Consider the following 26536-nt stretch of genomic DNA (forward strand, 5'->3'; position numbering starts at 1 on the left):
CGACCGGCTGATGGGTCTGAGCAAAGGCAAGAAGGACGAGGTGTGAGGTAGCTCCCTTCTCCCCGTTATACGGGGAAGTGAGATGTGGTCCGCGTTGCGGACAAAGAGCCAATTGCTTGGCTCTTTGAAGGACGAACGCCGGCAGGCGGATGAGGGGCAGCGCCGACAGGTCGTGATTTTCGTCAGTAGATGCTTTTGACTTTTGTATCGGAGTTGGCAAACACCTCGTCCGGCACGAAAAAGTCGCCGGCCAGCGGCCCGGTCGCGTCTGGTGAATAGACCGAAAAGTCGCTGACCCCCTCGGCGCGCAGCAGCTCCTCGTCGATGTAGAAATTGCCCGATGTTTCGCGCGACGGCCGCATGAAGATGGCATGCGCGGCATCGGCCATGATGTCGGGCGACCGGCTCATCGCCGCGACCGTCGCGCCGCCGAGCAGATTGCGCACCGCTGCCGTGTCGATGGTCGAGATCGGCCACAGCGAATTGACGGCGATGCCGTCCTTGGCGAACTCCGCGCTCATGCCCAGCGTGCACATCGACATGCCGAACTTGGCCATGGTGTAGGCGACATGGTTCTTGAACCACTTCGCCTTCATGTCGAGCGGCGGCGCCAGATTCAGGATGTGAGGATTGCCGGCTAACTTCAAATGCGGAATGCACATTTTGGACACCAGGAAAGTGCCGCGCGTGTTGATCTGATGCATCAAATCATAGCGCTTCATGTCGGTCTCCAGCGTGCCGGTGAGCTGGATGGCACTGGCATTGTTGACGCAGATATCGATGCCGCCGAATTTCTCCACCGTCCTTGCGACAGCCTCGGCCACCTGCGCCTCCTCGCGAATGTCGCACAGCACAGGCAGCGCCTTGCCACCAGCCTGCTCGATCTCTTCAGCGGCGGTGTAGATCGTGCCCGGCAGCTTCGGATGCGGCTCGGCGGTCTTGGCGGCGATCGTCACATTGGCGCCGTCGCGCGCCGCCCGCAGCGCGATCGCCAGCCCGATGCCGCGCGACCCGCCGGAGATGAACAGCGTCTTTCCCTTGAGCGACATTTTTCCTCCGCGTGCTGACCCATTCTTCTGAGCCGATCCTTGCCCGTGCGGCTTGCGGATACAAGAGCTTGCCGCGGGAAGCCATGGTGACGCTGCGGAGGCTTTGTTGATCGACAGCGCCCGATATCTATTGGATTTACCGAGGCTCGGGTATATATTCTATACAAACAGGCAGAATATAGAATGGCACTATCGATCAAGAACATGGAAGTGGAGCAACTGGCGCGCGAGCTTGCCCGTCGCCGCCACGTGTCCGTGACAGAGGCTATCCGTCAGAGCCTCGAGCGCGAGGTCGCGCGCGAACGGCTGGTACCGCGCGAAGACGCCAGTGACCTGTTTCAGCGGTTGATGGCGATTGCCGACAGTGCGGGAAAAATCCCCGAACGCGAAGATGCGATGACCGACGACGAAATCCTCGGTTACGACGAGTTCGGAATCCCGACGAAATGATCATCGATTCCTCGGCCTTGGTCGCCATTCTGCGTCTCGAGCCGGGCTACGAACGTTTCGTGCTCGCGATCACGCAGGCCAACAGACGGCTGCTGGCAGCGCCAACGTATCTGGAAACAACGATGGTGCTCGCGGGCGGCCGGCAAGATGAAATCCTGGATCGGCTAGACACCTTCCTGCGGACCGCCTCGATCGAGACGATCCCCTTCACCGCCGACCACGCAGCCGTCGCCCGCCAGGCTTTTCTGCGTTACGGCAAGGGTCGGCATCCGGCGGCACTGAATTTCGGCGACTGCATCGCCTATGCCACTGCGCGGCTCGAAGCCATGCCGCTATTGTTCAAGGGTGACGATTTCCGGCTGACCGACATCGAAGCGGCAGTCTGAGCAATATCAGACCAGCACCAACCCCTGCCGCATCGCGATCGCGATCGCATCAGTGCGGTTGGCCGCCCCCAGCTTGATCAGGATCGCGGCGACGTGAAATTTCGCCGTGTGGACGGAAATGTTGAGCCGACGCGCAATCACTTTGTTGGGCGCGCCTTCGGCGAGCAGCGCCAGCACTTCCGCCTCGCGCGGCGAAAGCGCAGGCCGGGTGGCATGCTCGTCCAGGACTTCATCCTCGAACGGCGCGCCCGTATGGAAATCCTCATCGCGTCCACGGCCGCCCTCGCCTGTGACGCGATAGCCGGCCGCCGCCAGCCGCGCCGCCGCTGCGATCAGCAGATCGTCCGCACCCGCAGGCATGACCGCAAACACCTCACCGGCGGGCCGCTCGACGCCGGTGCGTCCCGACAGCAGCACCCGTGGCGTGGCGGCCGGCACGGTATCTCCGCTCCTGTCATCGATGATGGCGACATCCGCCCGGCCGCCGGTCACCACCGGCAGCAGGTCGTCGCTGGCGGCAAGAGTGGCGGCCAGGCGCTCGGCGCGCGCGGCATCGCCAAGCGCAATCAGCACCACCAGCCGCCGCGAAGCGGCGCTGTTGCTCACGATCCGGTCGCCGGCGAGCGTTTCCATCAGTCCTCTCAGCTCAGCGGCTTTTCGCCTATGGTCAATGTCACGTCGCGCTGTTCGCCGCCACGCACCACGCCAAGCGTAACGGAGGCGCCGGCACTGTCCGGTCCGAGCCGGCGGATCAGGTCGCGCGGACCATGCACGGCCTCGCCGTTCCACGCCACGATGATATCGCCCAGCGACAGGCCGGCGGCCTTGGCCGGGCCGTTGTCGTCGAGGCTCATCACCATCGCGCCATGGGCGTCGCGGTCGCGCACCGGATGCAGGCCTGCACCGAGATAGCCGCGTGCGACATGGCCCTTCTCGCGCAGTGTCGCCACCGCCCGCTCGATCGTCTCATAGGGCATGACCAGCGCACGGCCGCGCGGCCCGAACAACAGCATGCCGATCAGCGCGCCCTTGGCGTCGAGCACCGGGCCACCCTCGAAGCGGCCGCCGGCGCCGACGGCCAGATTGATGCGCCGGTCGATCGTGCCCCCGCGCATCGAGCGCCAGGCCGGACCGACTTCGCCAACCGAACCCGATACGGCCAGCGCCGAACCCTGGCTGTTGCCAATGGCAATGGCGACATTGCCTGGCCGAACCGCATCGGCCTTGGCAAGGACAGGCGCACCGGCCGCGTCCGTGGGCTTCAGCAAAGCGACGCCCGTCGAAGGATCGCGACCGACCAGCTCGGCCTTCACCGTCCCGCCCGAAGCCAGCGTCAGCTCGATCTCCTCGCCGGCCTCGACCGCCTCTTCGGCAGTGACGAAATAGCCGTCGCGCCAGTGGAAGGCGCTCGCCGTGCGGTGATGATGGGCAGTGAAGCTCGCGGTCGCCGGTGCCGCCGCGGCGGCAAGGGCGGCAACGGCTTGCGAAAACGCATTCAGATTGAAATCACTCATGATGGTCTCCTGGGGTTCGTCATGTCCCAGATATCGCCCGACGGCGCCCCTGGAGGTACTCGCCTGACGGCTAGTTGGCGGTTTGACTGGCCATCTGGTCAGGTCGCGGCGGTTCCGGCCGCTCCGCACATATAGTCACGATCAAGCTTGAAAACACGGAGCCCATCCATGGCCCTCGCCGCTGCCAAATTCCAATCCGACGATACGCTGCTCGACGCCTATTCCATGACGGTGGCCGACGCGGTCGACCGCATCGGTCCGGCCGTCTGCCGCATCGAGCGTATTGGCGGCCAGGGCGGCCATGGATCGGGTTTCGTCATCGCGCCGGACGGGTTGGTCGTCACCAATTTCCATGTCGTGGGTGACGCAAAAACAGTTCGCGTGTCGATGCCGGACGGCGCCTCCAGCGAGGGCCGCGTGCTCGGGCGCGATCCCGACACCGACATCGCTCTGGTGCGCGCCGACGGCAGTTTTTCCGATGTCGCGCCGCTGGGCGATTCCAAGCGGCTGCGGCGCGGCCAGATCGCCATTGCCATCGGCAATCCGCTCGGCTTCGAATGGACGGTCACCTCAGGCGTCGTCTCGGCGCTCGGCCGCTCGATGCGCGCCTCGACCGGCCGGCTGATCGATGACGTCATCCAGACCGATGCCGCGCTCAATCCCGGCAATTCCGGCGGGCCACTGGTGTCGTCGGCCGGCGAAGTCATCGGCGTCAACACCGCCATGATCCATGGCGCGCAAGGCATTGCGTTTGCGGTCGCTTCCAACACCGCCAATTTCGTCATCTCGGAGATCATCCGCTTCGGCCGCGTCCGCCGCGCCTTCATCGGGGTGTCAGCCGACACGACCAATCTGCCGCGTCGCGCAGCACTCCTGTCGCAAGTGTCGACCAGCACGGCGGTGCGCCTGCGCAGCGTCGAGAAGAACGGCCCGGCGGCCAAGGCGGGCCTGAAGGAGGGCGACATCATCGCGGCCATAGACGGGCGCCCGGTGACCGGCGTCGACGACCTCGTGCGCATGCTCGACGCCGAGCGCATCGGCCGCGAGACGCTGTGCACGGTGGTGCGCCGCACCGGCGTCAGCCAGGTGGCGGTGACGCCGGTGGCGCGGGCAGGCTGAGGCCGTCACTCAAGCCCCTGCCGCGCCCGCCGCGTACTGCGCCAAAAATTCCTCGCTGGGCGGGATCGGCTTGATGACGTCGATCAGCACGCCATTGGGATCCCGGGTGATGAAATGGCGCTGGCCGAAGGGTTCGTCGCGCAGCGTGCGCAGGACCGGCAGGCCGGCAGCAAGGACCCGCTCATAGACGGCGTCGGGATCGCGGACCTCGAAATTGATCAGCAGGCCCGAGGTGCGCCCCCGCCCCTCCTGCGGGATCGTCTCGTGGTCGCCCTGGACGATGCCGAGATTGACGCGTTTGTTGTCGACCGATTGCAGGTGCACGTACCAGTCGCTTTCAAACAGCGGCTGGAAGCCGAAATGCTTGACGTAGAAGGCCGCCGTGCCGGCGACGTCGCCGGTCATCAGCACCGGGTAGTAGCTTGTGATCTTCATCTTTCTTTCTCCCTGGACATAACATACAGTCTGTATGTAAATCGAATTAACATACAGGCTGCATGTATGCAACAAAAATCCGCGCGCCGTTCCAACCGCGACCGCACCGAGGCGACGCGCGCCGACCTGGTCGCGGCGGCGCGAAAACTGTTCACCGAAAAATCCTATGCCGAGACCGGCACGCCGGAGATCGTCACCGCGGCCGGCGTGACGCGCGGCGCGCTCTATCACCACTTTGCCGACAAGCAGGCGCTGTTTGCCGCCGTGGTCGAGCAGGAGGCGCAGGCGGTGGCGCAAGAGATCGGCCGCGCCTCGCCGCCTTCGCTCGACGCCCGCGATGCGCTCATCGCCGGCTCAGACGCCTATCTCGCCGCCATGCGCGTGCCCGGCCGCACGCGGCTGTTGTTGCTCGACGGGCCGGCCGTGCTTGGCCGCGCTGCCATGGATGCGATCGACAACCGCCATGGCAACCGCTCACTGCGCGAGGGCCTGGTCGCCGCAATGCGGGCCAACACCATGACGAGATTGCCGGCGGAAGCGCTGACCGCGCTGCTTGCATCCGCCTTCGACCGCGCCGCACTTGCCATTGAGGCCGGTGCCTCAGCCGAGGATTACCGCGCCGTGCTCATGGCGCTGATTGACGGATTGTCTCCGGGTCGTCCTCGGGCACCTCGCCCGGCTCGAACTCGTTGAAGCAGCCGAGCCCACGCTTGAATCGCTCGATGAGCCAGGCCGCCGCCGGCTTCGGGCTGCTGTCGTTACGATGCATGGCAAACATCGGCGACTTCACCTCGCTAAAGGGTTCGAGATCGAGTTCCACCAACCGGCCACTTGCGAGATCGTCGGCGATCAGCCAGCGCGGCAGGCCGCCCCAGCCCAGCCCCTCGCGCATGAGTATGTGCTTGGTGCGCATATCCGTGAGGCGCCAAGTCCGATAAGCAAAGACACCGAAGTCGCGTCCCTTGGTGCGTTCGGACTGGTCGGTGACGACAAGCTGGGTGTGTTCGCGCACATCCTCGAGCGCCAATGGCTTTGGCAGCAATGCCAGCGGGTGGCTGGGCGCCGCAGCCAGCACGATCGACATAAAGCCGATGCGCACGAGATGGACGTCAACCTCGCCCAGCAGGCCGCCAATGCCGAGATCGGCCTGTCCATTGACGACATGGTCCGGGATCAATCCAAGCGAGCCTATGTGCAGGCGCAGCATCACAGTGGGGAACTGCGCTTCGAATGCCTTGAGCACACGCACCAGAACGGGCGAAGGCAGCGCCGAATCGACCGACAATGCCACTTCGGCCTCCAGCCCGTGATGGTGGCCATCGACGCGCGAACGCATACGCTGCAACACGCCGATCATGCGCCTTGCGTCCTCCAGCATCGCCCGGCCGATCTCGGTGAGTTGCGGCTCGCGCGTGCCCTCGCGTTCGAACAGCTTCAGCCCAAGCTGGGCCTCGAGATTGGCGATGCCGTAGCTGATGACGGATTGTGCCCGGTTGAGCTTGCGGCCGGCAGCCGAGAAACTGCCGGTATCGGCAACGGCGACAAGGATTTGAAGCTGGTCGAGGGTCGGGTTGGGCTGCATGACTGTATCTATTTTGTAGATGGATCGTATAGAAAATATACCAGTTTATCTGATGGATCGATAGCCCCATATGAGGCGGGACAATTCATTTCACTGGAGAGACCCGCTATGTCCATTCTTCTCGTTACCTCAAGCCCGCGCGGCGCTGCCTCGCACTCGACCCGCATCGCCACCGAATTCGCCGAAAAGCTCGTCGCCGCTGATCCGTCGAACACGCTTGTCGTGCGCGACCTCGTCGCCAACCCGCTGCCGCATATCGATGCCGACTACTCGACCGGCATCTATACGCCGGCTGAAGCGCGCACCCCGCGCCAGGCTGAAGTCGTCGGCGTCTCCGACGTCGTGCTCGACGAGCTGTTCGCCGCCGACACGGTGATCCTCGCCACCGGCTTCATCAACTTCAACATCTCCTCGACGCTGAAGTCGTGGGTCGACCACATCGCCCGCTCCGGCAGGAGCTTTGCCTATGGCGAAAGCGGCCCCAAGGGCCTCGTCACCGGCAAGAAGGTCTATATCGTGCTGGCTTCGGGCGGCGTCTACTCCGAAGGTGCGGCCGTGCAGTTCGATCACGCCATCCCCTATCTGCGCGGCGTGCTCGGCTTCCTCGGCATGACCGACGTCGATGTCATCCGCATCGAAGGCGTCGGCATGGGCCCTGACGCGGTGACCGCCGCGCTCGCCAAGGCGACCGCCAAGGTCGACGCCGTGGTGGCCAGCCAGCAGACCGCTGCCGCCGCGTAAGGCTGCCGATCATATGACTGAGAAAGGCAGGCGCCCGCGCCTGCCTTTTTCGTTCAGAGCAAGTCCAGGAAAAGTGTGACCCGGCCTGCGAACGGCCGCCGGTGCCACATCCACGGAGATTCGCAACCGACGTGTCCCGAAGGAACCTAGTCTTGCGCACTCCGTCTGACCGGCACGACCCGCTCAATCCGCTTGCCGCTCGAATTCTCCACGACCAGATGAATGCTTTGAACCTCGGCTGGAGAAGGTGCCTTCAATTGCACCTGCTTGACGATCCAGCCTCCTTCAAATGCCAGGTCCTTGACTTCGACATTGTCCGTGCCCTGTCCGACGCCATACTGAAGTGGCGCCGTGCCGCCCTTTATCACGGCTCGCACCGTAACCAGCCCTGCAGGGCCGACTGGCTGCGGTGAAAGATCCGGCGTGGACAATTCAAACGGCACCTCCAGATTTGCCTTCGAAGACTCCGCCCCGAAGTAATAGCCGACAATCGTGCCAAACACGCCCAGCAGGAGGGACAAGACTTCCTTCGCCCTCTGAAAGCGACCGTCATTCGCGTCGCTTGGAGCTGGCCCGACCAGCGTGTTGAGGACGAGTGCGACGGCGATTCCTATGGTCACGATCGCGAAGAGATAGGTAATCAGCCCTCTGGCAAGCTCGGGCCTTGCCATTCCCGAAAGAAAGCCGTGATCGACGCCAAGCATCGAAGCGCCGATCATGACAAACAGGCTGAGCAGAATCAGAATTGCAAGGATTACTATCGGATTTTGAAAATTCGCCTGCGAAACATCCGGCTGGGACTCGGCCGGTTTTGGTGTCCCATCGTCCTTGTCTGCCATCACTCCCCTCCTCAGTAGATGCCCTCCATCAGGCCAAATACCATTCCAGCGGAAGCCGGACACAACACCACCCGCATTCCTCGCTCCAACGAACCCTCTTTGGTTGCCTCACACATAGCCGCAGGAATGGACGCTGATGCCAAGTTTCCGAATTTTCGAAATACTTTGTCATAAAGGCGGTCGCCAACGCCCAGTCTAGTCGCCATGATTTTCAGGGCCGACTCGCTGGAACTGTGTGGGAACCAGATGTCGATGCCAGAAACGTCGGGGTATGCCGCCTTTACAAAAGAGGTCATTTCCCTGCTCGCCGTCTGTGTAAGCTCTGAGCTGTAGGCAACCAGTTGATGGACGCCATTGGCTCCAACTTTTGTATCAGGCAAGCAGAAATCGCGAAAGCCGGGAAGTGGTAGATTGCAAAGCGATGCAAACTGAGGTCTGGTTCGAAAACGAAATTTCCAAGCATCTGGCGACAATGTAACGACGGTGGCAGTGGCTGCTTCGCCGATAGTTAGAGCTGGAAATGTATAAGCGATTTCAGCATCGGTCCGCATTTTGAAGATTTCGGGATATCCGTTTTCGTAGACGCTGAACTCAGCATTTACGATCAGGATCCTTGCGTATGATCGGGTCAGCAAAAAGCCTTGGGCAACCTGAAGCGCCCTTGCCCAACTCATGCACGCCTCCGTAATGTCGAAGGCGTCACATTCGATGCCAAGTGCAGAAACCAGGAACGTCGCGTTGGCCGGCTCCAGAAAGCCGCGCCCTATCCCGCAGTAGATGACCAGATCTATGTCCCGGGGCACCAGCCCAGCATCGGCGATGGCCGATCGAGCGGCATCACGCAACAGGTCAAAGGCTCTTTCCCCGGCACCCATGTCACGGACGTAACGCGACTGTGCGCCGGCTCTTCGGAACAGGCGCTCGATTTTCCGACAATAAGACTCTAATTCTTCTCTATTTTGACTTTGATTGTAATCACGAATATATCTTAGTATATCCTCATTCGAGATCATTCGGGATGGAGTTCTAAACGCAATTGAATCAATACGCATTCCGGCACCCCGAGCACGTCAGGTAGCCGTATTTTTCACCTCGATCTTGATTGCTTCCCGATTCGGTCATTAGCCCCGCCGGTAGCTCGTCTGAAAAACGACAATGAGAAAGGCCGGAAATTATCTCAATTTCGACGATGGCGCACCCTTTAATCCGGTTCGATCCTGCAGCCGGAGTGGAGCGTGACGGCGGAGATCTGCTCCGCACGAGGGGCGGCTGGCCGCATAACATATGGTTGCATCGACTTTTGCTAGTTTGCGCGCGAGATGTGCGCTGCCAGGTCGAGGCAACGGCAGGCATAACCCCATTCGTTGTCGTACCAGGCAACGAGCTTGGTCAACCCGCCCTCGGTCTGCATGCCGGCCAGCCCGCCGAAGATCGAGGAATGCGGGTTGCCGCGCAGGTCGGTCGAGACCACAGGCTCGTCGCAATAGGCGAGGATGCCGTCCATCGCATCTGCCGCCTGCGTGCGGAGCATCGTGCAGATGTCCTTGTAGGACACGTTTTCTCTGAACCGGCAGGTGAGATCGATCATCGATACATCAGACACCGGCACGCGCACCGCCATGCCGTTGATCCGTCCTTTCAGTTCGGGCACCAATCGGTGCCGAGCTGTTTGCCGCTCTCGGACGCACGGACGCGCGCTTCCGCGATCAGATCGCGGCCGCCTCTGATGATAATCAGTTGCCGCACGCGACCAACATCGATGCCGTCGCCGAAATGCTCGCCGCATTGCAGCATAGCCTTGCGCAGCGCGCCCGCAACAGTGTTGCGCTGATCCTCAGGGCTGCGGGCGCTGCTCGCGATTGAACAGGCTCTGAGCCTATCCGATGAAATGCCTGAACAGACCCGCCGAAGCGACCCCGATCAGCACTGTGGGCAGCATGGAAAGCCGTGTCGCCGCGATAAAGGTGATGGCCAGCGCCAGGAGATCGGCGGGATTTCGCGACACGAAGGCCGGTGCGATGACCGAGATCAGCACGCAGCCCGGTGCGGCCTCCATCACCGCCGTGGCACGCGCACTGAGCACGCGGTTGCGCAGCACGATATAGCCGCCGATCCGCGTGAGGTAGGTAACGCCGGCCATCAGCACGATGGTGAGAAGGGTTGCCATGTCGATCATGCGTCACCTGCCATCAGCCAGGCAGCGGCGAGCCCCGACACCGCGCCCGCCGCGACATACCACGCACCGGGAATGAAGAGATAGACGAGGGCCGCGACAACCAGGCTGACCAGCCAGGGCCGCGCCGCCGCCACGCTCTTCCACATGCCGCGCATCAGCACCAGGAAGACAGCCGGAAACGCCATGTCGAAGCCATAGGTTTCGACATGGCCGAGCATCGGGCCAAGCAGCGCGCCCGCCGCCGTGAAGCCCACCCAGGCCAGATACATCGCCAGGGCCGCGCCCATATAGTAGCGCGGGCTGAAGGCAGGGGTGATGCCGGCGCTGGCGCGCTGTTTGGCATCGGCCAGACCGAGCGCCCAGCTTTCGTCGCAGAGGAAGAACAGGGCCGGAAACACCTTGCGCTGCGGCAAATGCCCCAGGAATGGCGCCAGGGCTGCCCCCATCAGGAAGTGACGGCTGTTGACCAGGAAGGTAATGGCGGCGATGAGCGCGATGTGCGGCGGCGAGGTCCAAAGCTGGATGGCCGCGAATTCCGAGCCGCCGGCGAAATTCAATCCGGTCATCAGAGGCAGTTCGACAGCGCTGAGACCTTTCTGCGTCGCCTGCGCGCCCAGCACCAGCGCATAGGGGATGGTGCCGAGCAGCACCGGCAGGCACGACATGACCCCGCGCCGGAACTCCGAACCCGATCCGCCGTCGATCGCCTCGGGCAATGTTGCTTCAGAAACGCTCATGATTTTCCACAGGCTGGCCTCGCGGCCACCGTTTCCGGTTGGGCTTCAGATGGTGATGGTGTCGACGCAACCATATAAAGATGGCTTCGCAATTTGGTTGCGAAGATTGTTGTCTTCGCCCTTATTTTGGCATTCAATGCCGCGATTCATTGAAGATATGGAATTCGTAGCCATGAAGCTCGATGACATCGACAGGCGTATCCTGCGGGCGCTGCAACGTGACGGCCGCATGGCCAACAACGATCTGGCCAATGAGGTCGGCCTGTCGCCCTCGCCTTGCCTGCGGCGCGTGAAGCTTCTGGAGGAGGCCGGCGTCATCGACCGCTACGTCGCCGTGCTCAACCCGGCCAGCATCGGCAAGGGCCTCACCTTCTTCACCCGCATCTGGCTGAAGACGCAGGACGAGGACACGGTCCAGCACTTCGCCACCGAAGTGGCCAAGCTGCCGCAGGTCATGGAATGCTACCTGATGCTCGGCGACTGCGATGCCTTGGTGCGCGTGGTGGCGGCCGATCTCAACGACTATCGCCGCTTCCAGTCGGAGCATCTGAGCCGCATCAAGGGCGTCCAGAACGTCAAGACCGACGTGCCGAGCTGGACGATCAAATACACATCGGAACTGCCGATCTGACTGGCGCCCGCACGGCGATCCGGCCGGTCGGAAACGGCGTCGTTTCAGACTGGATAAAAAATGCAACCGGATTGTAGGATCGGCCTCCGTGCCAGCGTCCTTCGGACGCAAGCGGCGCTGAGCGCTGCACTCTGGCATGGGAGATTTGCATGAACCTTTCCTATCGTTGGGTCATCGTCGCCGCTGGTGCGCTGATGTCCTGTGTCGCCATCGGCACGATGTTTTCGCTGGCGATTTTCCTCGAACCGATGGCGCTCGACACGCAGTGGTCGCGCGCCGGTATTTCGAGCGCCATGACGCTCAACTTCCTGATCATGGGCCTCGGCGGCTTCGCCTGGGGCGCCCTCTCCGATCGTTTTGGCGCCCGCATCGTGGTCACGATCGGTGCCGTGCTGCTCGGCCTGGCACTTGTGGTGGCGAGCCGCGCCGGCTCGCTGCTGACCTTCCAGATCAGCTATGGCGTGCTCGTCGGGCTTGCCGCCAGCGCCTTCTTCGCGCCGATGATCGCGTTGACCACGGCCTGGTTCGACACCCACCGCGCCTTGCGGTTTCGCTGGTCTCGGCCGGCATGGGCGTCGCCCCGATGACGATCTCGCCTTTCGCCCGCTGGCTGATCTCGGCCTATGAATGGCGCACCGCCATGTTCGACATCGGCATTATGGCCTGGGTGCTGTTGCTGCCGGCGGTGCTGCTGGTACGCCAGCCGCCAAAGCCTGCTGTTGCCGATGCGGCCTCCGCGCCGGTCGCCGATGGTGCGGGCATGAGCGTCGGCCAGGCGCTGCGTTCGCCGCAATTCATCGTGCTGGGTCTGACCTTCTTCGCCTGTTGTGCCGCCCATTCCGGGCCGATCTTCCATATGGTCAGCTACGCCATGCTGTGCGGCGTCGCCCCCATGGCGGCGGTCACGATCTACAGCGTCGAGGGTCTCGCCGGCTTAGGCGGCAGGCTTCTCTACGGCGTTCTGGCCGACCGGCTCGGCGTCAAGCCGGTGCTGATCGCAGGCCTGGCGATCCAGGCGGTCGTCATTGCCGCCTATCTCTCGGTCAGCCAGCTCGATCAGTTCTATGTGTTGGCCGTCATCTTCGGCGCCACCTATGGCGGCGTCATGCCGCTCTACGCGGTGCTGGCGCGCGAATATTTCGGCCAGCGCATCCTCGGCGCCGTGTTCGGCGCCGCCACCATGGCATCCAGCCTCGGCATGGCCTTGGGACCGCTCGCCGGCGGCATGGTGTTCGACGCCTATGCCAGCTACCACTGGCTGTTCATCGGCTCGGCCCTTATCGGCCTCGGCGCGGTGGGCATTGCAATCGCCTTCCCGCCGCTGCCGCGACGGGAATTGCAGATGGCCTAGAACAACTGGACGGGCGCTGGTGATAGTCCCTCAGCGCCCGCCATTGTCGAAGCTCAATGCCCGAACCAGCGGGCCTTGCGGCTGGAGCCGAAATTCACCTTGTCGACCCGCAAAGCCTCCGATGGTTCGTAGAAAGCACCGGTGGGTTTTGGGCCGGAGAAGAAATCCACATCCACCCTGGCGATCCGGTTGGCACCGAACTCGATGTAGCAGGATCCCGCGCCCGGGTTCCTTGCCGTCGGTTCCTCATGGCGGAGCCTGGCGATCAAGTTCGCCGCAACGGTGCGTGCGGCGCCCTCGGCAAAGACGCCCGCCTTCGGCGCGCCCGTATTGGCCAGATCGCCCAACGCGTAGACGCCGGGAAAGCGGGTTTCGAGTGTGCGCGGATCGATGGTGACCCAGCCGCCCTCGGTGATGCCGGCCTCGACGACGACATCGGGCGCGCGGTTCCGGGGCACGCCCAGGAACAGATCGCAGGGCAGTTCGCCGCCATTGTCGAGCGTCACAGCCTTGCGGCCCTCGTCCACGGAAACCACGCGGGTGCTGGGGATGAAGGTGATGCCGCGCTCGGCGAAGGCGGCCAGAAGCGCCTTCGACGTTTCGGGAGAAGGCGGCACCGGGCTCGACATCGCGTTAACATAGGTGATCTGGCAGTCGCCCCGGACGCCCCTCTCGGTCAGGTAGTCATGCAGCATCAAGGCGCATTCGCTGGGCGCAGGCGGGCATTTGTAGGGCGCGCCGCAGACACCGATCACGGCATGGCCGCGGGTGAAACCGGGCAGTACCTTCGCCATATGGGCGGCGCCCGGAACCGAGTAGAATTCGTTGCGGCCGAGCGTGATGCCGGGTGTGCCCGAGACGTCATAGTCGGCGCCGAGAGCGATCACCAATATGTCCGCCTCGTGCACACCCTTGTCCGTCGTCACGCGCCGCCGTTCCGGGTCGATGGCGGTGACGGTCTCGCGCTTCAACGTGACGCCGGCCTTGGCATAGTCGGCGTAAGGCAGCCGCACAGCCGCTTCGGTTGCGCGGCCGAACATCAGATCAAGCTTGGCAAAGCCGAACACGAAGGAATCCGACTTGTCGATCAGGGTGACAGCAATACTGTCACCCAAAGCTTCGGACAAGGACGTGCTGAGCTCTAGCCCGCCGAAACCGGCGCCAAGGATAAGGATACGGGTTTTCATGCTGTCACCTCCTGTTGCCGGGTGCCCCTTGGGAAGGCTCAGGCGTTGCTGTGCGGCTGCGGGACGATGCGGATATAGGGCTTGGGCTGCTTCCAGCCATCGGGGTACAGGACCTTGGCTTCGTCGTTCGAAACCGAACCCGCGATGATCACCTCGTCGCCCTGCCGCCAGTTCACCGGCGTGGCGACGCGATGCCTGGCGGTCAGCTGCATGGAGTCCACCACGCGCAGGATCTCGTCGAAGTTTCGCCCGGTGGTCATCGGATAGGCGATCATCAGCTTGATCTTCTTGTCGGGACCGATGACGTAGACATGGCGCACCGTCTGGTTGTCGGCTGCCGTGCGCCCCTCGGCACTGTCGCCGGCCGTGGCGGGCAGCATGTCGTACAGCTTGGCAATGGCCAGCATCGGGTCGCCGATCATCGGGAAATTCGGCGCGTGTCCCTGGGTCTCGGCAATGTCATCAGCCCATCCGGCATGACGCTCGACCGGATCGACGGAAAGCCCGATGATCTTGACGCCACGCTTGTCGAACTCGGGCTTCAGCTTGGCCATGTAGCCGAGTTCAGTGGTGCAGACGGGGGTAAAATCCTTGGGATGGGAAAACAGGATGCCCCATGAATTGCCCAGCCAGTCGTGGAAGCTGATTGGGCCGTGGGTGGTTTCGGCGGTGAAGTCAGGCGCCATGTCGGCGATACGAAGAGACATTTGATCCTCCTGTGAGCGGTCGGAATTGACTACGGGTGCAGCTTAGGCAACCTATGTTCCGCCAGCGTTCCCCGCTCCACAGGTGCTTGTGACGGCCGATTTCGGGCATGCGGGCCTCGCATCCTGAAAGGACCTTTCGATTGCGTGTCCGAATTCAATTGCTTGGCGGGTTCAGCGTCAGTCTGGACGATCAGCTCATCCCGGCCACGGCGTGGCGGCGGGACCGTGGCGCGGCACTGGTGAAGCTGTTGGCCGTCACCCGCTCGCACCGCATTCACCGCGAACAGGTGATGGAGGCCTTTTGGCCCGATCTCGATCCGGAGGCCGCCGGTGCCAACCTGCGCAAGGCCATTCATTTTGCCCGCCGCGCGCTTGGCGCCAATGACCTTATCGAGCAGACGGCCGATGTCATCGCGCTCGCCCCCGCTGGCGATCTCGAAATCGACGTCGACGCGTTCGAGGCCGCCGCCAGGCTTGCCTTGCGCGGGCAAGATCCCGCCGCCTGTGAGGCGGCCGCCGATCTCTACAGGGGAGACCTGCTGCCGGACGATCCCTATGTCGACTGGTTCGAAACGCCCCGCCAGGCCCTGCGGCAGCGCTATGCCGAGGTGCTGCGGGCCGGCAAGCTGTGGCAGCGCCTGATCGCGCTGGACCCGGCCGACGAGCAGGCGCAATGCGCCCTGATGCAGGCGGCGCTCGACGCCGGCAACCGGGCCGAGGCGATCCGGCTGTTCAATCAGCTCAGCCAAAACCTGCGCATCGATCTTGGCGTCGGCCCGGGCGCCGAAACCGTGAAGCTCTACGAAAAGGCGCTGGCGGTGCCCTCTATCGACCCCGTCGGCTTGAGCGACCGCATCCGCGCCTCGCTGGCCTGGGGCTTGCTGCATCTGCAAAGCGGCGACTTCGCCAGGGCGGGCCAGGTTGGCCGGGAAACCCGCGATCTGGCGATGGGCGCGGGGTTGGCCCGCGAGGTTGGCGAGGCCAGCGCCCTGATCGGCCTGGTGGCCCACATGCAGGGCCAGTGGCGCGAGCTGTTCAGGGCGGAGTTCATCGAATGGGTCCGCTCCAAGCCAGCCTTCGTCTCCAACGTTTTTGACGGGCATCTGTGCCTGGCCGAATTCTGCCTCTGCAGTGCCAAGGGCCACCACGACATCGCCGCCTCGGCCCGGGAGCTCCTGTCGGTGGCCGAGGGCGCCGGCTCGGTCGCCGGGCGCGGCCTTGCCTCGCTCGTGCTGGGCGAAGCAGCGCTCTTCTCGGGCCAGTTGGCCGAGGCCGAACGCATGTTGACCGAAGCCGAAAGACTCTACGCGCAGGTGGGAGCCGTGGCCGGCCGCGTACTGGCGCTGCAGCGCCTGACGGAACTCGCGCTTGCCAGACGCCAGAAATGGCAGGCGGGACGGTTGATCCACCGCGCCACCACCCTTGCCCATTCTTCCTGGCTGGCGCCACATTTGCTGATCAGCCTGAAGGGTCTCGAGGTGCGGGCCGCCACCACCTCCGAGAGGATCGCCGAGACCATTCGCGAAGGTGACCGCATGCTGTCATCGGGCTGCAATTGCCAGCCTTGCTCGATGACCTTCCGTACCGCGGCTGCCGTTGCCCTGGCCGAGGCGGGTGAGATCGAGCAGGTCAACCGCCGGCTCGACGAGGCTGAGCGGGTCGCCGGCATGTGGAATGGCGGCCCCTGGGTGGCGGCCGTGTGGGAGGCGCGCGGCGTGCAGCGCCGGGCCGAGCGTAACGAAACCCGGGCCGTGGCGGCGTTCGAGGAAGCAGCCACGCGCTTTGCCGCGCTTGGCAGACCGATCGACGAGGTGCGCTGTCGGGCACGGATGGCAGATCTGGGCTAGCACCGCCCAAGAGCACGAGTTCAGCTTAAAAAAACGAATAGTCCCAGTTTCTTAACCGGGGTTTCTCGTTCGCGAAAAATGGCTTTGCAGCACGGTGCGAAACTTCTGCATCGTCTTTTCAGTTGTCTGTGCGTCGGCCGCCGCAAAGCCCATGACGAGGCCGTTCTGCTCCGTGCCGTGACGGTACTGGATCGACAGCGCCGAGACGTTGATCCCCTGCTGGAGTGCCGCCTCGGCAACCGCCCTGTCGCTGCATCTGCCGCGAAAAATGCCGACGACCTGGATGCCGGACTCGGTCGTGTGGAAATCCAGCCATTCCCCGAGATGCCTTTGCGCGCTTTCCAGGAAGAACTGCCGTCTCTCCGCGTAGAGCCGCCGCATGCGCCGGAGATGGCGGGTGAAATGCCCTCATTCATGAAGTCCGCGAGCGCGGCCTGGGTCAGCAAAGGCGCGAACTGGCCGCTGACGCTCAGCGCCGAGACGATCGTATGGTCTATCGCCTTGGGCGCCACCATGAAGCCCAGCCGCATGGCCGGGAAAAGGATCTTGGCGAAGGTGCCGACATAGACCACACGGTTTGACGCGCCGATGCCTTGCAGGGCCGGAATGGGCTGGCCCTGGAAACGGTATTCGCCGTCATAGTCGTCTTCGATGATCCAGGAGCGCCAAGTCTCGGCCATGTGCAGGAGATTGAGCCGCTGTTCCATCGGCATGGTTATGCCGAGCGGGTGATGGCAGGAAGGCGTCACGAAGATCATGCGCGGAATGACAGGCGGCGGCTCAAGATCCCAGCCGGCATTGCTGACGCGCAGCGGTGCCAGTTTCGCCCCGGCCGAGACAAAGGCCGAACCCGCGCCGTAGTAGCCCGGCTCCTCCATCCACACCGTGTCGCCTTCGTCGATCAGCAGCCGCGCCAGGAGGTCGAACGCCGACTGTGCGCCATTGGTGACGACGATCTGCTCGGCCGTGCATTTCACGCCGCGTGAGGCGGTGAGATAGCGGGCTATGGCCTCGCAAAGCGGCGGATAGCCTTTGACGTGATAGGTGCCGAAAAGATCGATATGGGCGAATTTGGCGCGGCGGCTGAGCAGTTTCGACCAGGTGTTGAACGGAAAATTATCCGGGTCCGGCATGCCGGGATGAAAGGCAAGCATGCCTGGCCGGCCATGATGATAGGGTTGGGCAAGCATGGTCTGCCCGCGTCGCGATATCGGATTGGCGTCCTCGGCCGACACCTGTTCGGCCGCCACCGAACGGGTCGGCAGGTCCATCACCACCGAGGGCCTGCGCGGCCTAATCGCCAGATAGCCTTCCAACGCCAGCTGGTCGCAAGCGGCAATCACCGTGTTGCGTCCAATATTCAGGTCTCGCGCCATGACCCGTGTCGAAGGCAGCGCATGGCCGCTCGGCAGCACGCGCCGTTCGATCAGGCCGCGCAACTGGACATAGAGCTGCCGGTGCAGGTTGGCAGGGCTGTCGCGATCGAGCGCAATGCCGTCGACGGGAAAACTGGTTTTCATCTGGTTCCCAAAAATCAATGGAATCTGGCTCTAACAATGGAACCAAAGGAGTCCTAGGCTCAAGAAAAAAGCGTTCGGGTTCAGATGGGGCTGGCCGATGCAGTGCATAAGGGTGGGAGTGATCGGGGCGGGCGGCGTCGCCCAGGTCGAGCACATCCCAAACCTGCTCAAGCTGCACCGGCAGTTCAAGATCCTTGGCGTCTGCGATCCGTCGCGAAAAGTCCGCGCCTTTGTCGGTGAGGAATTCGGCCTCGAGACATTCTCCGATCTCGACACGCTTCTCGCCATGCCGCTTGACGCCGTGGTTATCGCCTCGCCGGATGCGCTGCACCGCGAACAGTGCCTCGCCGCCTTCGCCAGGGGCCTGCATGTCTTCTGCGAAAAGCCGCTTTGCTACAGCACGCAGGACATCGACGAATTGATCGCCGCCAGGGACCGCGCCGGAAAGGTGCTCCAGGTTGGCTACATGAAGCGTTTCGACCCGAGCTACGAGGCGGCGCTGAACATGCTGCCCGGCACGGCGCACACACTTCGCTACGTTTCGGTCGAGGTCAACGATCCCGACGCCTGGCCCTTCATCCGGCACGCCTCCACTTGCCGGGGTGACGACGTCGCGGCGGAATTGATTGCCTCGACCGAAGCCAAGCAGCGCGAGCAGGTCGCGCGCGCGGTGCCCGAGGTCGACGATCCCGGCGCCTTTCGCGGCTTTGTCGGCGCCTATTGTTCGTCGATCGTGCACGACGTCAACGCCGTCCACGGCTTGCTCGACGCGCTTGGCGTGACGGACAGTGAAATTGTCGGCGCCTCGCTCTTCGCCAAGGGCGAAGGCGGCCAGGGCGCCGTGCGGTTGCGCGGCGGGCAGGCATTGTGGAACATGGTCCACATCGCCACTCCGGGGCTCCCCGATTATCGCGAGCGCATCACGCTCTATTTCGACAACGCCTCGCTCGAGTTGGAATTCCCCTCGCCCTATCTCAATCATCAACCGACACGGCTGACCGTCCGCACCGGCGACGGTCACACGCTTTCCAGCCGCGACATAAGCAGCGGCTACGAAGAGGCATTCGTCGAGGAGTTGAAAGGCTTCTGGTCGGCGATCGTCGAAGGCTCAGCCGTGCGCAACACCGCCGAGCATGCCCGCCGCGACATGACGCTGCTGGCCGGCCTCGCCCGCCATCACCTTGCCCAGTCGAAGCAATCAGGAGTTCGCCCGTGACGGTTCGCATCGGCATCAATCCGATCACCTGGACCAATGATGACGTACCGGAACTCGGCGGCGACACACCGCTTGAAGTCTGCCTCCGCGAAACCAGGCAGGCCGGCTATTCCGGCACCGAACTTGGCGGCAAGTTTCCGCGCCGCTCGGCCGAGTTGAAGCGTATCATGGCACAGTACGGCCTTGCGGTGGTTTCCGGCTGGTATGACGGCCGTTGCGACGAAAAGGATGTCGGTGCGGAGATGGATGCGATCACGCCGCATCTCCAGCTTTTGAAGGATATGGGCTCCACCCATGTCGTCTATGCCGACACCTCGCGCGGGCGCCACAACGCCATCTGGGGGCCGATCTCGCAGCGTCCGGTCCTCAGGCCCGAGGAATGGCCGGCCTACGGCCGCAAGCTGACGGCGCTGGCCGAAAGGATGGCGGATTTCGGCGTTCGCATGGCCTTTCACCACCATATGGGAACCATCGTCGAGACCGATGCCGAGGTCGGCCTGTTGATGCGGCACACCGGCGAGGCGGTCGGCCTGCTCTACGACACCGGCCATTCGATCTTTTCGGGCGGCGACCCGCTGGCTCTCATCAAGGCGCAGGTTAAACGCGTCGTGCATGTGCATTGCAAGGATGCCCGCAAGGCTGTGCTTGATCGCGCCCGCGCCGAGGACATGAGTTTCATGGGCGCGGTCATGGAAGGGATCTTCACCGTCCCCGGCGACGGCTTCATCGACTATCCCGCCATTTTGCGCGTGCTGGCCGACAATGGCTACAGCGGCTGGCTGGTCGTTGAGGCCGAGCAGGATCCCAACAAGGCCAATCCGCTGACCTATGCGACGATGGGCTTCCAAAACCTGTCGCGCATGGCGCGGCAAGCTGGATTTACCGTCATGGAATGATCGAGGCCGCGATGCGGACCCAGGGAACCAGTGCTGAGGAATGAAACTGGAATAAGGGGCAACTGGACTGCCGACCGTAATTGCGGCGGCGGAAAACAAACAGGAGGTTCTATGTTTTCGCTTGCGAAATTAATAAAGCCTGCGCTCGGCCTGCTGGCCGGCTTCACGATGATGGCGGCAGCCACGACCCTTGCGGCCGCCGACGAGACCCGCGTGGTGTTCGTCACCCACGGCCAGAGCGGCGACCCCTACTGGTCGGTGGTCAAGAACGGCATGGACGATGCCGCCAAGACGCTCGGCGTCAAGGCCGAATATCTGGCGCCCGAAACCTTCGACATGGCCAAAATGGCGCAGATGATCGACGCCATCACGGCCTCGAAGCCGGACGGCATGGTCGTTTCGATCCCCGACGCGGCCGCCCTTTCGGCTCCGGTCAAAAACGCCGTCGCCGCCGGTATCCCGGTCATTATCATCGATTCCGGCGGTTCGAAACTCACCCATGACCTTGGCGGCCTGCTGTTCATGGGGCAGGATGAGTTCCAGGCGGGCGTCATGGCCGGCGAGCGCATCAAGGCGCTCGGCCTCACCAAGGCGGTCTGCGCCAACCACGAGGTCGGCAATTCGAGCCTCGACGACCGCTGCGCCGGCTTTGCCAAGGGTCTGGGCGTCGACGTGCCGGTGATGAACGGCGTCATCGACCCGACCGAAATGAAGAACCGCGTGATCGCCTACATGACCGCTCATGCCGATACACAGTTCATCCTCGCCGTCGGTGCCAGCGGTGCCGAACCGACGCTGGCCGCCCTTGATGAATTGGGCCTGTCGGGCAAGGTGAAGACCGGCACGTTCGATCTCTCCCCCACGATCCTGCAGGCCGTCGTCGCCGGCAAGATGGAGTGGGGCATCGACGCCCAGCAATATGCCATGGGCTACATCCCGGTCGCGATGTTCGACCTCTGGAAGAAGTACAAGATCATGCCGATCGCCGACTATCCGACCGGCCCCGGCTTCGTCACCAAGGACACCGCCGCCTCGGTTATCGAGCTGTCGAAACTCGGCAAGCGCTAACACTGGCGGCCGGGGCTTCGCTCCGGCCGCTTTATCAGAGCAATTCCAGGAAAAGTGTGAGCGGTTTTCCGTCCGGAATTGCGTCAAGGCAAGGAGATAGAGCTGTTCAGCGTGAAACGATGAACGGCTCTAGTGAAGGGCAACACAGCCATGGTTTCAGAGATTCGCGACGAGCGGGTCCGGTCCGTCTCACGCCTCAGCCGCCTGTTGAGCAGGCCGGAGCTTGGCGCGGCTGCCGGCACCGTGCTGGTCTTCGTGTTCTTCGCCATCACGGCGGGAAGCTCAGGACTTTTCAGTGCCAAGGGCATCATCAACTTCCTCGAAGTCTCGGCCCAGCTTGGCATTCTCGCCGCACCCGTGGCTCTCCTGATGATCGCCGGCGAGTTCGACCTGTCGGTCGGCTCGATGATCGGCTTTGCCGGCATCCTGATTGCCATCCCCGCCGTTTTCTGGGGCTGGCCGATCTGGCTGTCGCTGCTGTTCACCTTCGCCGTCTGCGGTGGCATCGGCGCGCTCAACGGCCTCGCCGTCGTCAGGACCGGCCTGCCCTCCTTCATCGTGACGCTCGGCAGCCTGTTCATGCTGCGCGGCCTGACCCTTGGCCTCACACGCGGCATTTCAGGGCGGACCCAGGTGTCGGGCGTGCATGAGCTGGCGTTGCACGATCCGCTGAACAGCCTGTTTTCGGGACAGGTGCTTTCCGGCTTGATCGCCAGGCTTGCCGACATCGGCCTGATCGGCAAGCGGGCGGACGGCTTGCCGTCGATATCAGGCATTCCGGTGTCGATCGTCTGGTGGATCGTGCTGACACTGGCCTGCACCTGGCTCTTGACGCGCAGCCGCTTCGGCAACTGGATTTTGCCGCCGGCGGCGAAGCCAATGCAGCGCGCAATCTCGGTGTCCCGGTGGCCCGCACCAAGATCACGCTTTTCGTCATGACGGCACTCGCGGCCGCCCTGTTCGCGGCGATCCAGGTGCTGGTCACCGGTTCGGCCGACACGCTGCGCGGCACGCAGAAGGAGTTCGAAGCCATCATCGCCGTCGTCATCGGTGGCACGCTGCTCACCGGCGGCTACGGATCGGCCATCGGCGCCATGTTCGGCGCCCTGATCTTCGGCGTGGTGCAGATGGGCATCTTCTACACCGGCATCGACACCGACTGGTTCAAGCTTTTCATGGGCGCCATGATGGTCATCGCGGTGTTGTTCAACAGCTATGTGCGCAACCGCGCCATGAGGAGCCGGTGATGGCCGAGCCCTATGTCGAACTGAAGTCGGTCAGCAAGTATTTCGGCTCGGTCGTGGCGCTCAAGGACGTGTCCTTCGATGTCTGCCCCGGCGAGGTGCATTGCCTGCTCGGTGACAATGGCGCCGGCAAGTCGACGCTGATCAAGACGCTGTCGGGTGTCTACACGCCCGACGAGGGCGAGATCCGCGTCCAGGGCAAGCCGACACGATTTGCCTCGCCCGCCGATACGCGTAACAGCGGCATCGCGACGGTCTACCAGGACCTGGCGCTGGTGCCGCTGATGAGCGTGGCGCGCAACTTCTTCCTCGGGCGCGAGCCGATGCGCAAGTTCGGGCCGATCAGCCAGTTCGACGCCGACTTCGCCAACCGCACCGCCTATGACGAGATGTCGGCGATGGGCATCCAGCTGTGCGATCCCGAACAGCCCGTCGGCACGCTTTCGGGCGGCGAACGGCAATGCCTGGCTATCGCGCGCGCCGTCTATTTCGGCGCCAAGGTGCTGATCCTCGACGAGCCGACATCGGCGCTCGGCGTCCACCAGGCATCCGTGGTGCTGAAGCTCATCGTCCAGTCCAAGGCGCGCGGCATCGGCGTCATCTTCATCTCCCACAACGTTCACCACGCCTATGTCGTCGGCGACCGCTTCACGCTGTTGAAGCGCGGCAGAAGCACCGGCACCTACGCCAAGGGCGAAATCACCCGCGACCAGTTGCTCAATTTGATGGCAGGCGGCAAGGAACTGGTGGATCTGGAACAGGAACTGGCGAAGTCGGCGAGGAATGGGCCGGCCTGAGATACGGCGCCGGCCTGGACGGAGCATTTGCCTTTCGTCTACCCCAGCGTAAGCTTGTTATTGTGCAGTGCAGCAACGATGTTGCTGTAGGTGCATTGTGCTCGGGCTTCCGCCATTCCGGCGGTCTAGGATCTCGATTTGCGGAACATCTCAGATACGATCGCCCGCCTTTCGGCCATGCGAGGCCGGCCGGCATTTTCCCAACCGGGCCATCTCGACAGTCTGTCCGACCTGGCGGCGTTCGGGTCCAATCCAGGCGCCTTGCGGGCACGTTTCTACCTTCCTGAGAACTTGCCGCGCGGTGCAGCGTTGGTTGTCGTCCTGCATGGCTGCACGCAGACGGCTGCCGGCTATGATCACGGGTCCGGCTGGTCGCGCCTGGCGGCAGAGGAAGGGTTCGCGGTTTTGTTCCCCGAACAGCAGCGCGCCAACAATGCCAATCTCTGCTTCAACTGGTTCGTGCCCGAGGATGTCACACGCGATCGCGGTGAAGTGCTCTCCATCCGCCAGATGATCGAAGCCATGGTGACGAAGCATGGCCTGGACCGCCGGCGCGTTTTCATCACTGGCCTTTCCGCCGGGGGCGCCATGGCGGCGGCAATGCTGGCAACTTATCCGGACGTGTTCGCCGGCGGCGCAATCATTGCGGGACTTGCCTATGGCAGCGCATCGACGATCCCGGAAGCGTTCGATCGCATGCGTGGGCATGGTGGCCCGTCTCAGTCGGAACTCCAGCGACGTCTGGCGCAGGCGTCGCCGCATCAGGGAAGCTGGCCGAAAATCTCAATCTGGCAGGGCACGGCCGACCACACGGTGGCGCCGTCCAATGCGGACTCCCTTGTCGCCCAATGGCAGAGCGTTCATCGCGTCGGGGCAAGCCCTGTTCGAAAAGAGACCGTCGATGGACAAACGCGGCAAGTCTGGTGCGACGCCGATGGCCGTGAGGTGATCGAAAAATACACAATTGCCGGCATGGGCCATGGCACCCCCTTGAAGACAGGCGGTGACGGCGGCTTGGGCCATGCCGCGCCGTTCATGCTGGAGGTCGGAATATCGTCGACGAGACGTATGGCGGCCTTCTGGGATCTTGCGAGCCGGGATGCACCAAGAGGGGCCAAGCCTAAGGCGGCCGCAGCGAACCCCACTGCGGGTACGGACTTGCGCCCATATATAGCGCCCGAAAAGTCGAGGCCAGCGCGGGTCGAACCTGCCGAACAACCGCGTCCAGATGGTTCACGCGCTTCTGCTACAGGCATTGGCAAGACTATTGAGGATGCGCTTCGCGCAGCCGGCTTGATGCGTTAGCCGAAGGCTGTTCGGCAGAATGGCCCCGCCGCCTTTCGGCAGCGAGGCCCTGTCGATCAAACTCGGTTTACATCGCGAGCGCCATCGCGGCCGATTTCGTTCGAGCGGTAGTTCTCCGCGTCAGCGTCGAAGCCAGTCCAGCCATCGGCCTGGTATTCGCCACGCCGTTCTTGCAGGTTGACAGACGTAGCCTGTCCCAGGATCCCTTTCGGCCTCCGGCACCAACTGGTCGTCGACCTTGGCTGTGACCAGAGTGCCGCCGCGGCGCACACCCTCGGCGTAAACATGGGCATCATGTTCCGGGACACCGGAATCGGTGAGGGCACCGACGATGCCGCCTGCCGCGCCGCCAACCACGGCACCGCCCACGGCACCGACCGCAGTGGCAGCCAGCCACCCGGCGGCCACCACCGGACCAACACCCGGTATGGCCATCAGGCCAAGCCCGGCGAGCAGTCCACCGGCTCCGCCGATCGCGGCTCCCAGTCCAGCACCGCCGGCAGCGTCGTCGGCGGCCTTGGACCCGTTGATCTCGTGCTGATTGTCCGAATTGCTGGAAACGATGCTGATGTTGTCACGCGCAACACCGCTGGCTTCCAATTCGCCAACGGCGTCGGAAGCATCATCGTAATTGTCGAAAAGTCCGGTTACGGTTTTCATGATTTTGATCTCCTGGATTTCAGTTTCAGTTGACGCCGGCAACGACGTTGCCCTTGTAGTCCAGCGCCACGGTGGTGTTCTTGCCGTCCTTGTTGGCCTGGCCACGCCAGATGCCCTGGTCGTCCTTGGTCAGCTTCGACACATCGGCGAAGCCGGCATCCTGGATGCGGCCCTTGGCCTGGTCTTCGGTGAAGCTGTTGGCCCCGGGAAGCGGAGGCATGGGGTCGGGTGCGCCGCCGACCGTGTTCTTGGGCGTCTGCGAATCCGAGGACTGGGTGCCCATGGTCGCCGCGATCTTCTCGATCATCTCCTGGTGCATCTTGAGCGTCGGCACCGTCTGCTGGGCGAATGTCTTCAGCTCGGCGTTGTCGCCGTCCTTGGCGTAGCTCTCGAACAGCTTCACGGCATCGGTGTGCGCGTCGCGCTGCATCTGGACGTAGGGGCCATCGATCGGATCCTTGCCGTTCTGCAGAGTGTCGACATCACCCTTGAGCTTGGCATCCAGTTCCTTGGGAACCGTCAGCTTCTGCTCGCCGGCGATCGTCTCCAGCTTCGCGTTGGCGGCGCCGTGATCGTCGATCATCTTGTGGGCGAAATCCTTGACGCTCTGATCCTGCACCTTGCCTTCGGCGACCTTGCTGGAATTGACCTCGAACATGCCGCCCGCAGCGGCCTTGTTGACGAAGTCCTGCGCGCTGTCGGCGGCGAGTGCAGGCAGGGCAAAAGCCATGGCTGTAGCTGTGGCCAGTGAGGCCAGAAATAGGCGTGTTTTCATTGGGGAAGGTCCTTTCATGCACACATGTGCTGGGGACCTAACCTGCGCCAGTCGGCTTTGTTCCGGACGGTCAGAGATAATCTGGCGGGACCGGCCGCGAACCGTGTCGGCGGTGATTTCGGGCGGCGGCTGGTCAAAGACTATGCCTGCGAGGCAGCAGCCATCGCCAAGAGGGTCAATGCCCCGCGCCGGCACTCGGCAACGCCCGCCACCGGAGAGCGGGTGCGCCGGCTGCCACTGCGCGATCTGGAGTATTCGCTGGCGGTTTGAGGGATTGATCCAGGCATTTGTAGAGCCAGCCGGC

General features: G+C 63.4%; 28 protein-coding genes and 3 pseudogenes. 15 read left to right on the plus strand and 16 right to left on the minus strand.

Annotated features, from left to right (window positions below):
• Window positions 1–182: 182 nt before the first annotated feature.
• On the minus strand, window positions 183–1049 hold the full coding sequence (locus tag HB778_RS05420; RefSeq protein ID WP_183462114.1) for an SDR family oxidoreductase: 867 nt from the start codon (window positions 1047–1049) through the stop codon (window positions 183–185).
• A 183-nt stretch (window positions 1050–1232) separates the two neighbouring features.
• On the opposite strand from HB778_RS05420, the gene HB778_RS05425 reads away from it, so the two are divergent.
• Together HB778_RS05425 and HB778_RS05430 are read left to right on the plus strand one after the other, a co-directional pair.
• Window positions 1233–1499: a type II toxin-antitoxin system VapB family antitoxin gene (locus HB778_RS05425; RefSeq protein WP_095204197.1), complete on the plus strand. Its 267-nt coding sequence runs from the start codon at window positions 1233–1235 to the stop codon at window positions 1497–1499.
• Window positions 1496–1885, plus strand: a complete 390-nt coding sequence (locus HB778_RS05430; RefSeq protein WP_183462116.1) for a type II toxin-antitoxin system VapC family toxin — start codon at window positions 1496–1498, stop codon at window positions 1883–1885. The genes HB778_RS05425 and HB778_RS05430 overlap by 4 nt, the downstream gene beginning before the upstream one ends.
• Window positions 1886–1891: 6 nt before the next feature.
• Here HB778_RS05430 and HB778_RS05435 read toward each other — a convergent pair whose 3' ends face one another.
• Together HB778_RS05435 and HB778_RS05440 are read right to left on the minus strand one after the other, a co-directional pair.
• Window positions 1892–2518, minus strand: coding sequence for a response regulator transcription factor (locus tag HB778_RS05435; protein ID WP_183462118.1), 627 nt, complete (start codon window positions 2516–2518; stop codon window positions 1892–1894).
• Between the two features lie 8 nt (window positions 2519–2526).
• On the minus strand, window positions 2527–3399 hold the full coding sequence (locus HB778_RS05440) for a S1C family serine protease (RefSeq protein ID WP_183462120.1): 873 nt from the start codon (window positions 3397–3399) through the stop codon (window positions 2527–2529).
• Between the two features lie 168 nt (window positions 3400–3567).
• Between HB778_RS05440 and HB778_RS05445 the strand changes: the two genes are divergently transcribed.
• Window positions 3568–4518, plus strand: coding sequence for a S1C family serine protease (locus HB778_RS05445; RefSeq protein ID WP_183462122.1), 951 nt, complete (start codon window positions 3568–3570; stop codon window positions 4516–4518).
• Window positions 4519–4527: 9 nt separating this feature from the next.
• Here HB778_RS05445 and HB778_RS05450 read toward each other — a convergent pair whose 3' ends face one another.
• Window positions 4528–4953, minus strand: coding sequence for a VOC family protein (locus HB778_RS05450; protein WP_183462124.1), 426 nt, complete (start codon window positions 4951–4953; stop codon window positions 4528–4530).
• Window positions 4954–5019: 66 nt separating this feature from the next.
• Here HB778_RS05450 and HB778_RS05455 point away from each other — a divergent pair, with 66 nt between their 5' ends.
• Window positions 5020–5646: a TetR/AcrR family transcriptional regulator gene (locus HB778_RS05455; protein WP_183462126.1), complete on the plus strand. Its 627-nt coding sequence runs from the start codon at window positions 5020–5022 to the stop codon at window positions 5644–5646.
• Here the strand turns inward: HB778_RS05455 and HB778_RS05460 are convergent.
• A complete protein-coding gene (locus HB778_RS05460) occupies window positions 5579–6535 on the minus strand; it encodes a LysR family transcriptional regulator (RefSeq protein ID WP_183462127.1) in 957 nt (318 codons plus the stop codon). The genes HB778_RS05455 and HB778_RS05460 overlap by 68 nt on opposite strands.
• Before the next feature lie 108 nt (window positions 6536–6643).
• On the opposite strand from HB778_RS05460, the gene HB778_RS05465 reads away from it, so the two are divergent.
• The gene (locus HB778_RS05465) at window positions 6644–7276 is read left to right on the plus strand and encodes an FMN-dependent NADH-azoreductase (protein WP_183462129.1); all 633 of its coding nucleotides are present in this window, start codon (window positions 6644–6646) and stop codon (window positions 7274–7276) included.
• A 146-nt stretch (window positions 7277–7422) separates the two neighbouring features.
• Here the strand turns inward: HB778_RS05465 and HB778_RS05470 are convergent, their stop codons facing one another.
• The 6 genes from HB778_RS05470 to HB778_RS05495 all read right to left on the minus strand — a co-directional run bounded on the left by HB778_RS05470 (window position 7423) and on the right by HB778_RS05495 (window position 11028).
• Entirely contained in the window at window positions 7423–8115 is a 693-nt protein-coding gene (locus HB778_RS05470) for a hypothetical protein (protein ID WP_183462131.1), read from the minus strand.
• An 11-nt stretch (window positions 8116–8126) separates the two neighbouring features.
• Window positions 8127–9167 (minus strand): 3-oxoacyl-ACP synthase III family protein, encoded by a 1041-nt coding sequence (locus HB778_RS05475; RefSeq protein WP_183462133.1) that lies wholly within the window; start codon window positions 9165–9167, stop codon window positions 8127–8129.
• A gap of 251 nt (window positions 9168–9418) precedes the next feature.
• Window positions 9419–9736 carry a hypothetical protein gene (locus tag HB778_RS05480; protein ID WP_244661821.1) on the minus strand — a complete coding sequence of 106 codons (318 nt, stop codon included), beginning with the start codon at window positions 9734–9736 and terminating at the stop codon, window positions 9419–9421.
• A gap of 17 nt (window positions 9737–9753) precedes the next feature.
• Entirely contained in the window at window positions 9754–9909 is a 156-nt protein-coding gene (locus HB778_RS05485) for a hypothetical protein (protein ID WP_183465334.1), read from the minus strand.
• Between the two features lie 82 nt (window positions 9910–9991).
• Window positions 9992–10291, minus strand: coding sequence for an AzlD family protein (locus tag HB778_RS05490; RefSeq protein WP_183462137.1), 300 nt, complete (start codon window positions 10289–10291; stop codon window positions 9992–9994).
• On the minus strand, window positions 10288–11028 hold the full coding sequence (locus tag HB778_RS05495; protein WP_183462139.1) for an AzlC family ABC transporter permease: 741 nt from the start codon (window positions 11026–11028) through the stop codon (window positions 10288–10290). Before HB778_RS05495 ends, HB778_RS05490 begins: the two co-directional genes overlap by 4 nt.
• 172 nt (window positions 11029–11200) lie before the next feature.
• On the opposite strand from HB778_RS05495, the gene HB778_RS05500 reads away from it, so the two are divergent.
• Window positions 11201–11659: an Lrp/AsnC family transcriptional regulator gene (locus HB778_RS05500; RefSeq protein WP_183462141.1), complete on the plus strand. Its 459-nt coding sequence runs from the start codon at window positions 11201–11203 to the stop codon at window positions 11657–11659.
• A gap of 149 nt (window positions 11660–11808) precedes the next feature.
• Window positions 11809–13010, plus strand: a pseudogene (locus HB778_RS05505) (MFS transporter).
• Between the two features lie 53 nt (window positions 13011–13063).
• Here the strand turns inward: HB778_RS05505 and HB778_RS05510 are convergent.
• Both HB778_RS05510 and HB778_RS05515 read right to left on the minus strand, forming a co-directional pair.
• Complete coding sequence (locus HB778_RS05510; protein WP_183462143.1) at window positions 13064–14197, minus strand: NAD(P)/FAD-dependent oxidoreductase; 1134 nt, start codon at window positions 14195–14197, stop codon at window positions 13064–13066.
• A gap of 38 nt (window positions 14198–14235) precedes the next feature.
• Window positions 14236–14904, minus strand: coding sequence for a peroxiredoxin (locus HB778_RS05515; RefSeq protein WP_183462146.1), 669 nt, complete (start codon window positions 14902–14904; stop codon window positions 14236–14238).
• Window positions 14905–15044: 140 nt separating this feature from the next.
• Between HB778_RS05515 and HB778_RS05520 the strand changes: the two genes are divergently transcribed.
• A complete protein-coding gene (locus HB778_RS05520) occupies window positions 15045–16751 on the plus strand; it encodes an AfsR/SARP family transcriptional regulator (RefSeq protein WP_183462148.1) in 1707 nt (568 codons plus the stop codon).
• 20 nt (window positions 16752–16771) lie between these two features.
• On the opposite strand, the gene HB778_RS05525 is transcribed toward HB778_RS05520, so the two are convergent.
• Window positions 16772–18271, minus strand: coding sequence for a PLP-dependent aminotransferase family protein (locus HB778_RS05525; protein WP_244661822.1), 1500 nt, complete (start codon window positions 18269–18271; stop codon window positions 16772–16774).
• 97 nt (window positions 18272–18368) lie between these two features.
• On the opposite strand from HB778_RS05525, the gene HB778_RS05530 reads away from it, so the two are divergent.
• The 6 genes and pseudogenes from HB778_RS05530 (at window position 18369) to HB778_RS05555 (ending at window position 24797) form a co-directional block, all read left to right on the plus strand.
• The gene (locus HB778_RS05530) at window positions 18369–19487 is read left to right on the plus strand and encodes a Gfo/Idh/MocA family protein (protein ID WP_183462150.1); all 1119 of its coding nucleotides are present in this window, start codon (window positions 18369–18371) and stop codon (window positions 19485–19487) included.
• On the plus strand, window positions 19484–20383 hold the full coding sequence (gene iolE / locus HB778_RS05535; RefSeq protein WP_183462152.1) for a myo-inosose-2 dehydratase: 900 nt from the start codon (window positions 19484–19486) through the stop codon (window positions 20381–20383). Before HB778_RS05530 ends, iolE begins: the two co-directional genes overlap by 4 nt.
• A gap of 111 nt (window positions 20384–20494) precedes the next feature.
• Window positions 20495–21451 carry a sugar ABC transporter substrate-binding protein gene (locus HB778_RS05540; protein WP_095204219.1) on the plus strand — a complete coding sequence of 319 codons (957 nt, stop codon included), beginning with the start codon at window positions 20495–20497 and terminating at the stop codon, window positions 21449–21451.
• Between the two features lie 150 nt (window positions 21452–21601).
• A pseudogene (locus tag HB778_RS05545) lies at window positions 21602–22698 on the plus strand (ABC transporter permease).
• Window positions 22698–23492: an ATP-binding cassette domain-containing protein gene (locus HB778_RS05550; protein WP_183462154.1), complete on the plus strand. Its 795-nt coding sequence runs from the start codon at window positions 22698–22700 to the stop codon at window positions 23490–23492. The pseudogene HB778_RS05545 and the gene HB778_RS05550 overlap by 1 nt, the downstream one beginning before the upstream one ends.
• A 138-nt stretch (window positions 23493–23630) precedes the next feature.
• Window positions 23631–24797: an extracellular catalytic domain type 1 short-chain-length polyhydroxyalkanoate depolymerase gene (locus HB778_RS05555; protein ID WP_183462156.1), complete on the plus strand. Its 1167-nt coding sequence runs from the start codon at window positions 23631–23633 to the stop codon at window positions 24795–24797.
• Between the two features lie 56 nt (window positions 24798–24853).
• Here the strand turns inward: HB778_RS05555 and HB778_RS05560 are convergent.
• Together HB778_RS05560 and HB778_RS05565 are read right to left on the minus strand one after the other, a co-directional pair.
• Window positions 24854–25457, minus strand: a pseudogene (locus tag HB778_RS05560) (general stress protein).
• A gap of 25 nt (window positions 25458–25482) precedes the next feature.
• Window positions 25483–26232 carry a DUF4142 domain-containing protein gene (locus HB778_RS05565; RefSeq protein ID WP_183462158.1) on the minus strand — a complete coding sequence of 250 codons (750 nt, stop codon included), beginning with the start codon at window positions 26230–26232 and terminating at the stop codon, window positions 25483–25485.
• A gap of 24 nt (window positions 26233–26256) precedes the next feature.
• On the opposite strand from HB778_RS05565, the gene HB778_RS05570 reads away from it, so the two are divergent.
• Window positions 26257–26502, plus strand: coding sequence for a hypothetical protein (locus HB778_RS05570; protein WP_183462160.1), 246 nt, complete (start codon window positions 26257–26259; stop codon window positions 26500–26502).
• Window positions 26503–26536 lie beyond the last annotated feature (34 nt).

Origin of the sequence: Mesorhizobium huakuii, from assembly GCF_014189455.1 — a bacterium.
In the GTDB taxonomy this organism is placed as follows: Bacteria; Pseudomonadota; Alphaproteobacteria; order Rhizobiales; family Rhizobiaceae; genus Mesorhizobium; species Mesorhizobium huakuii_A.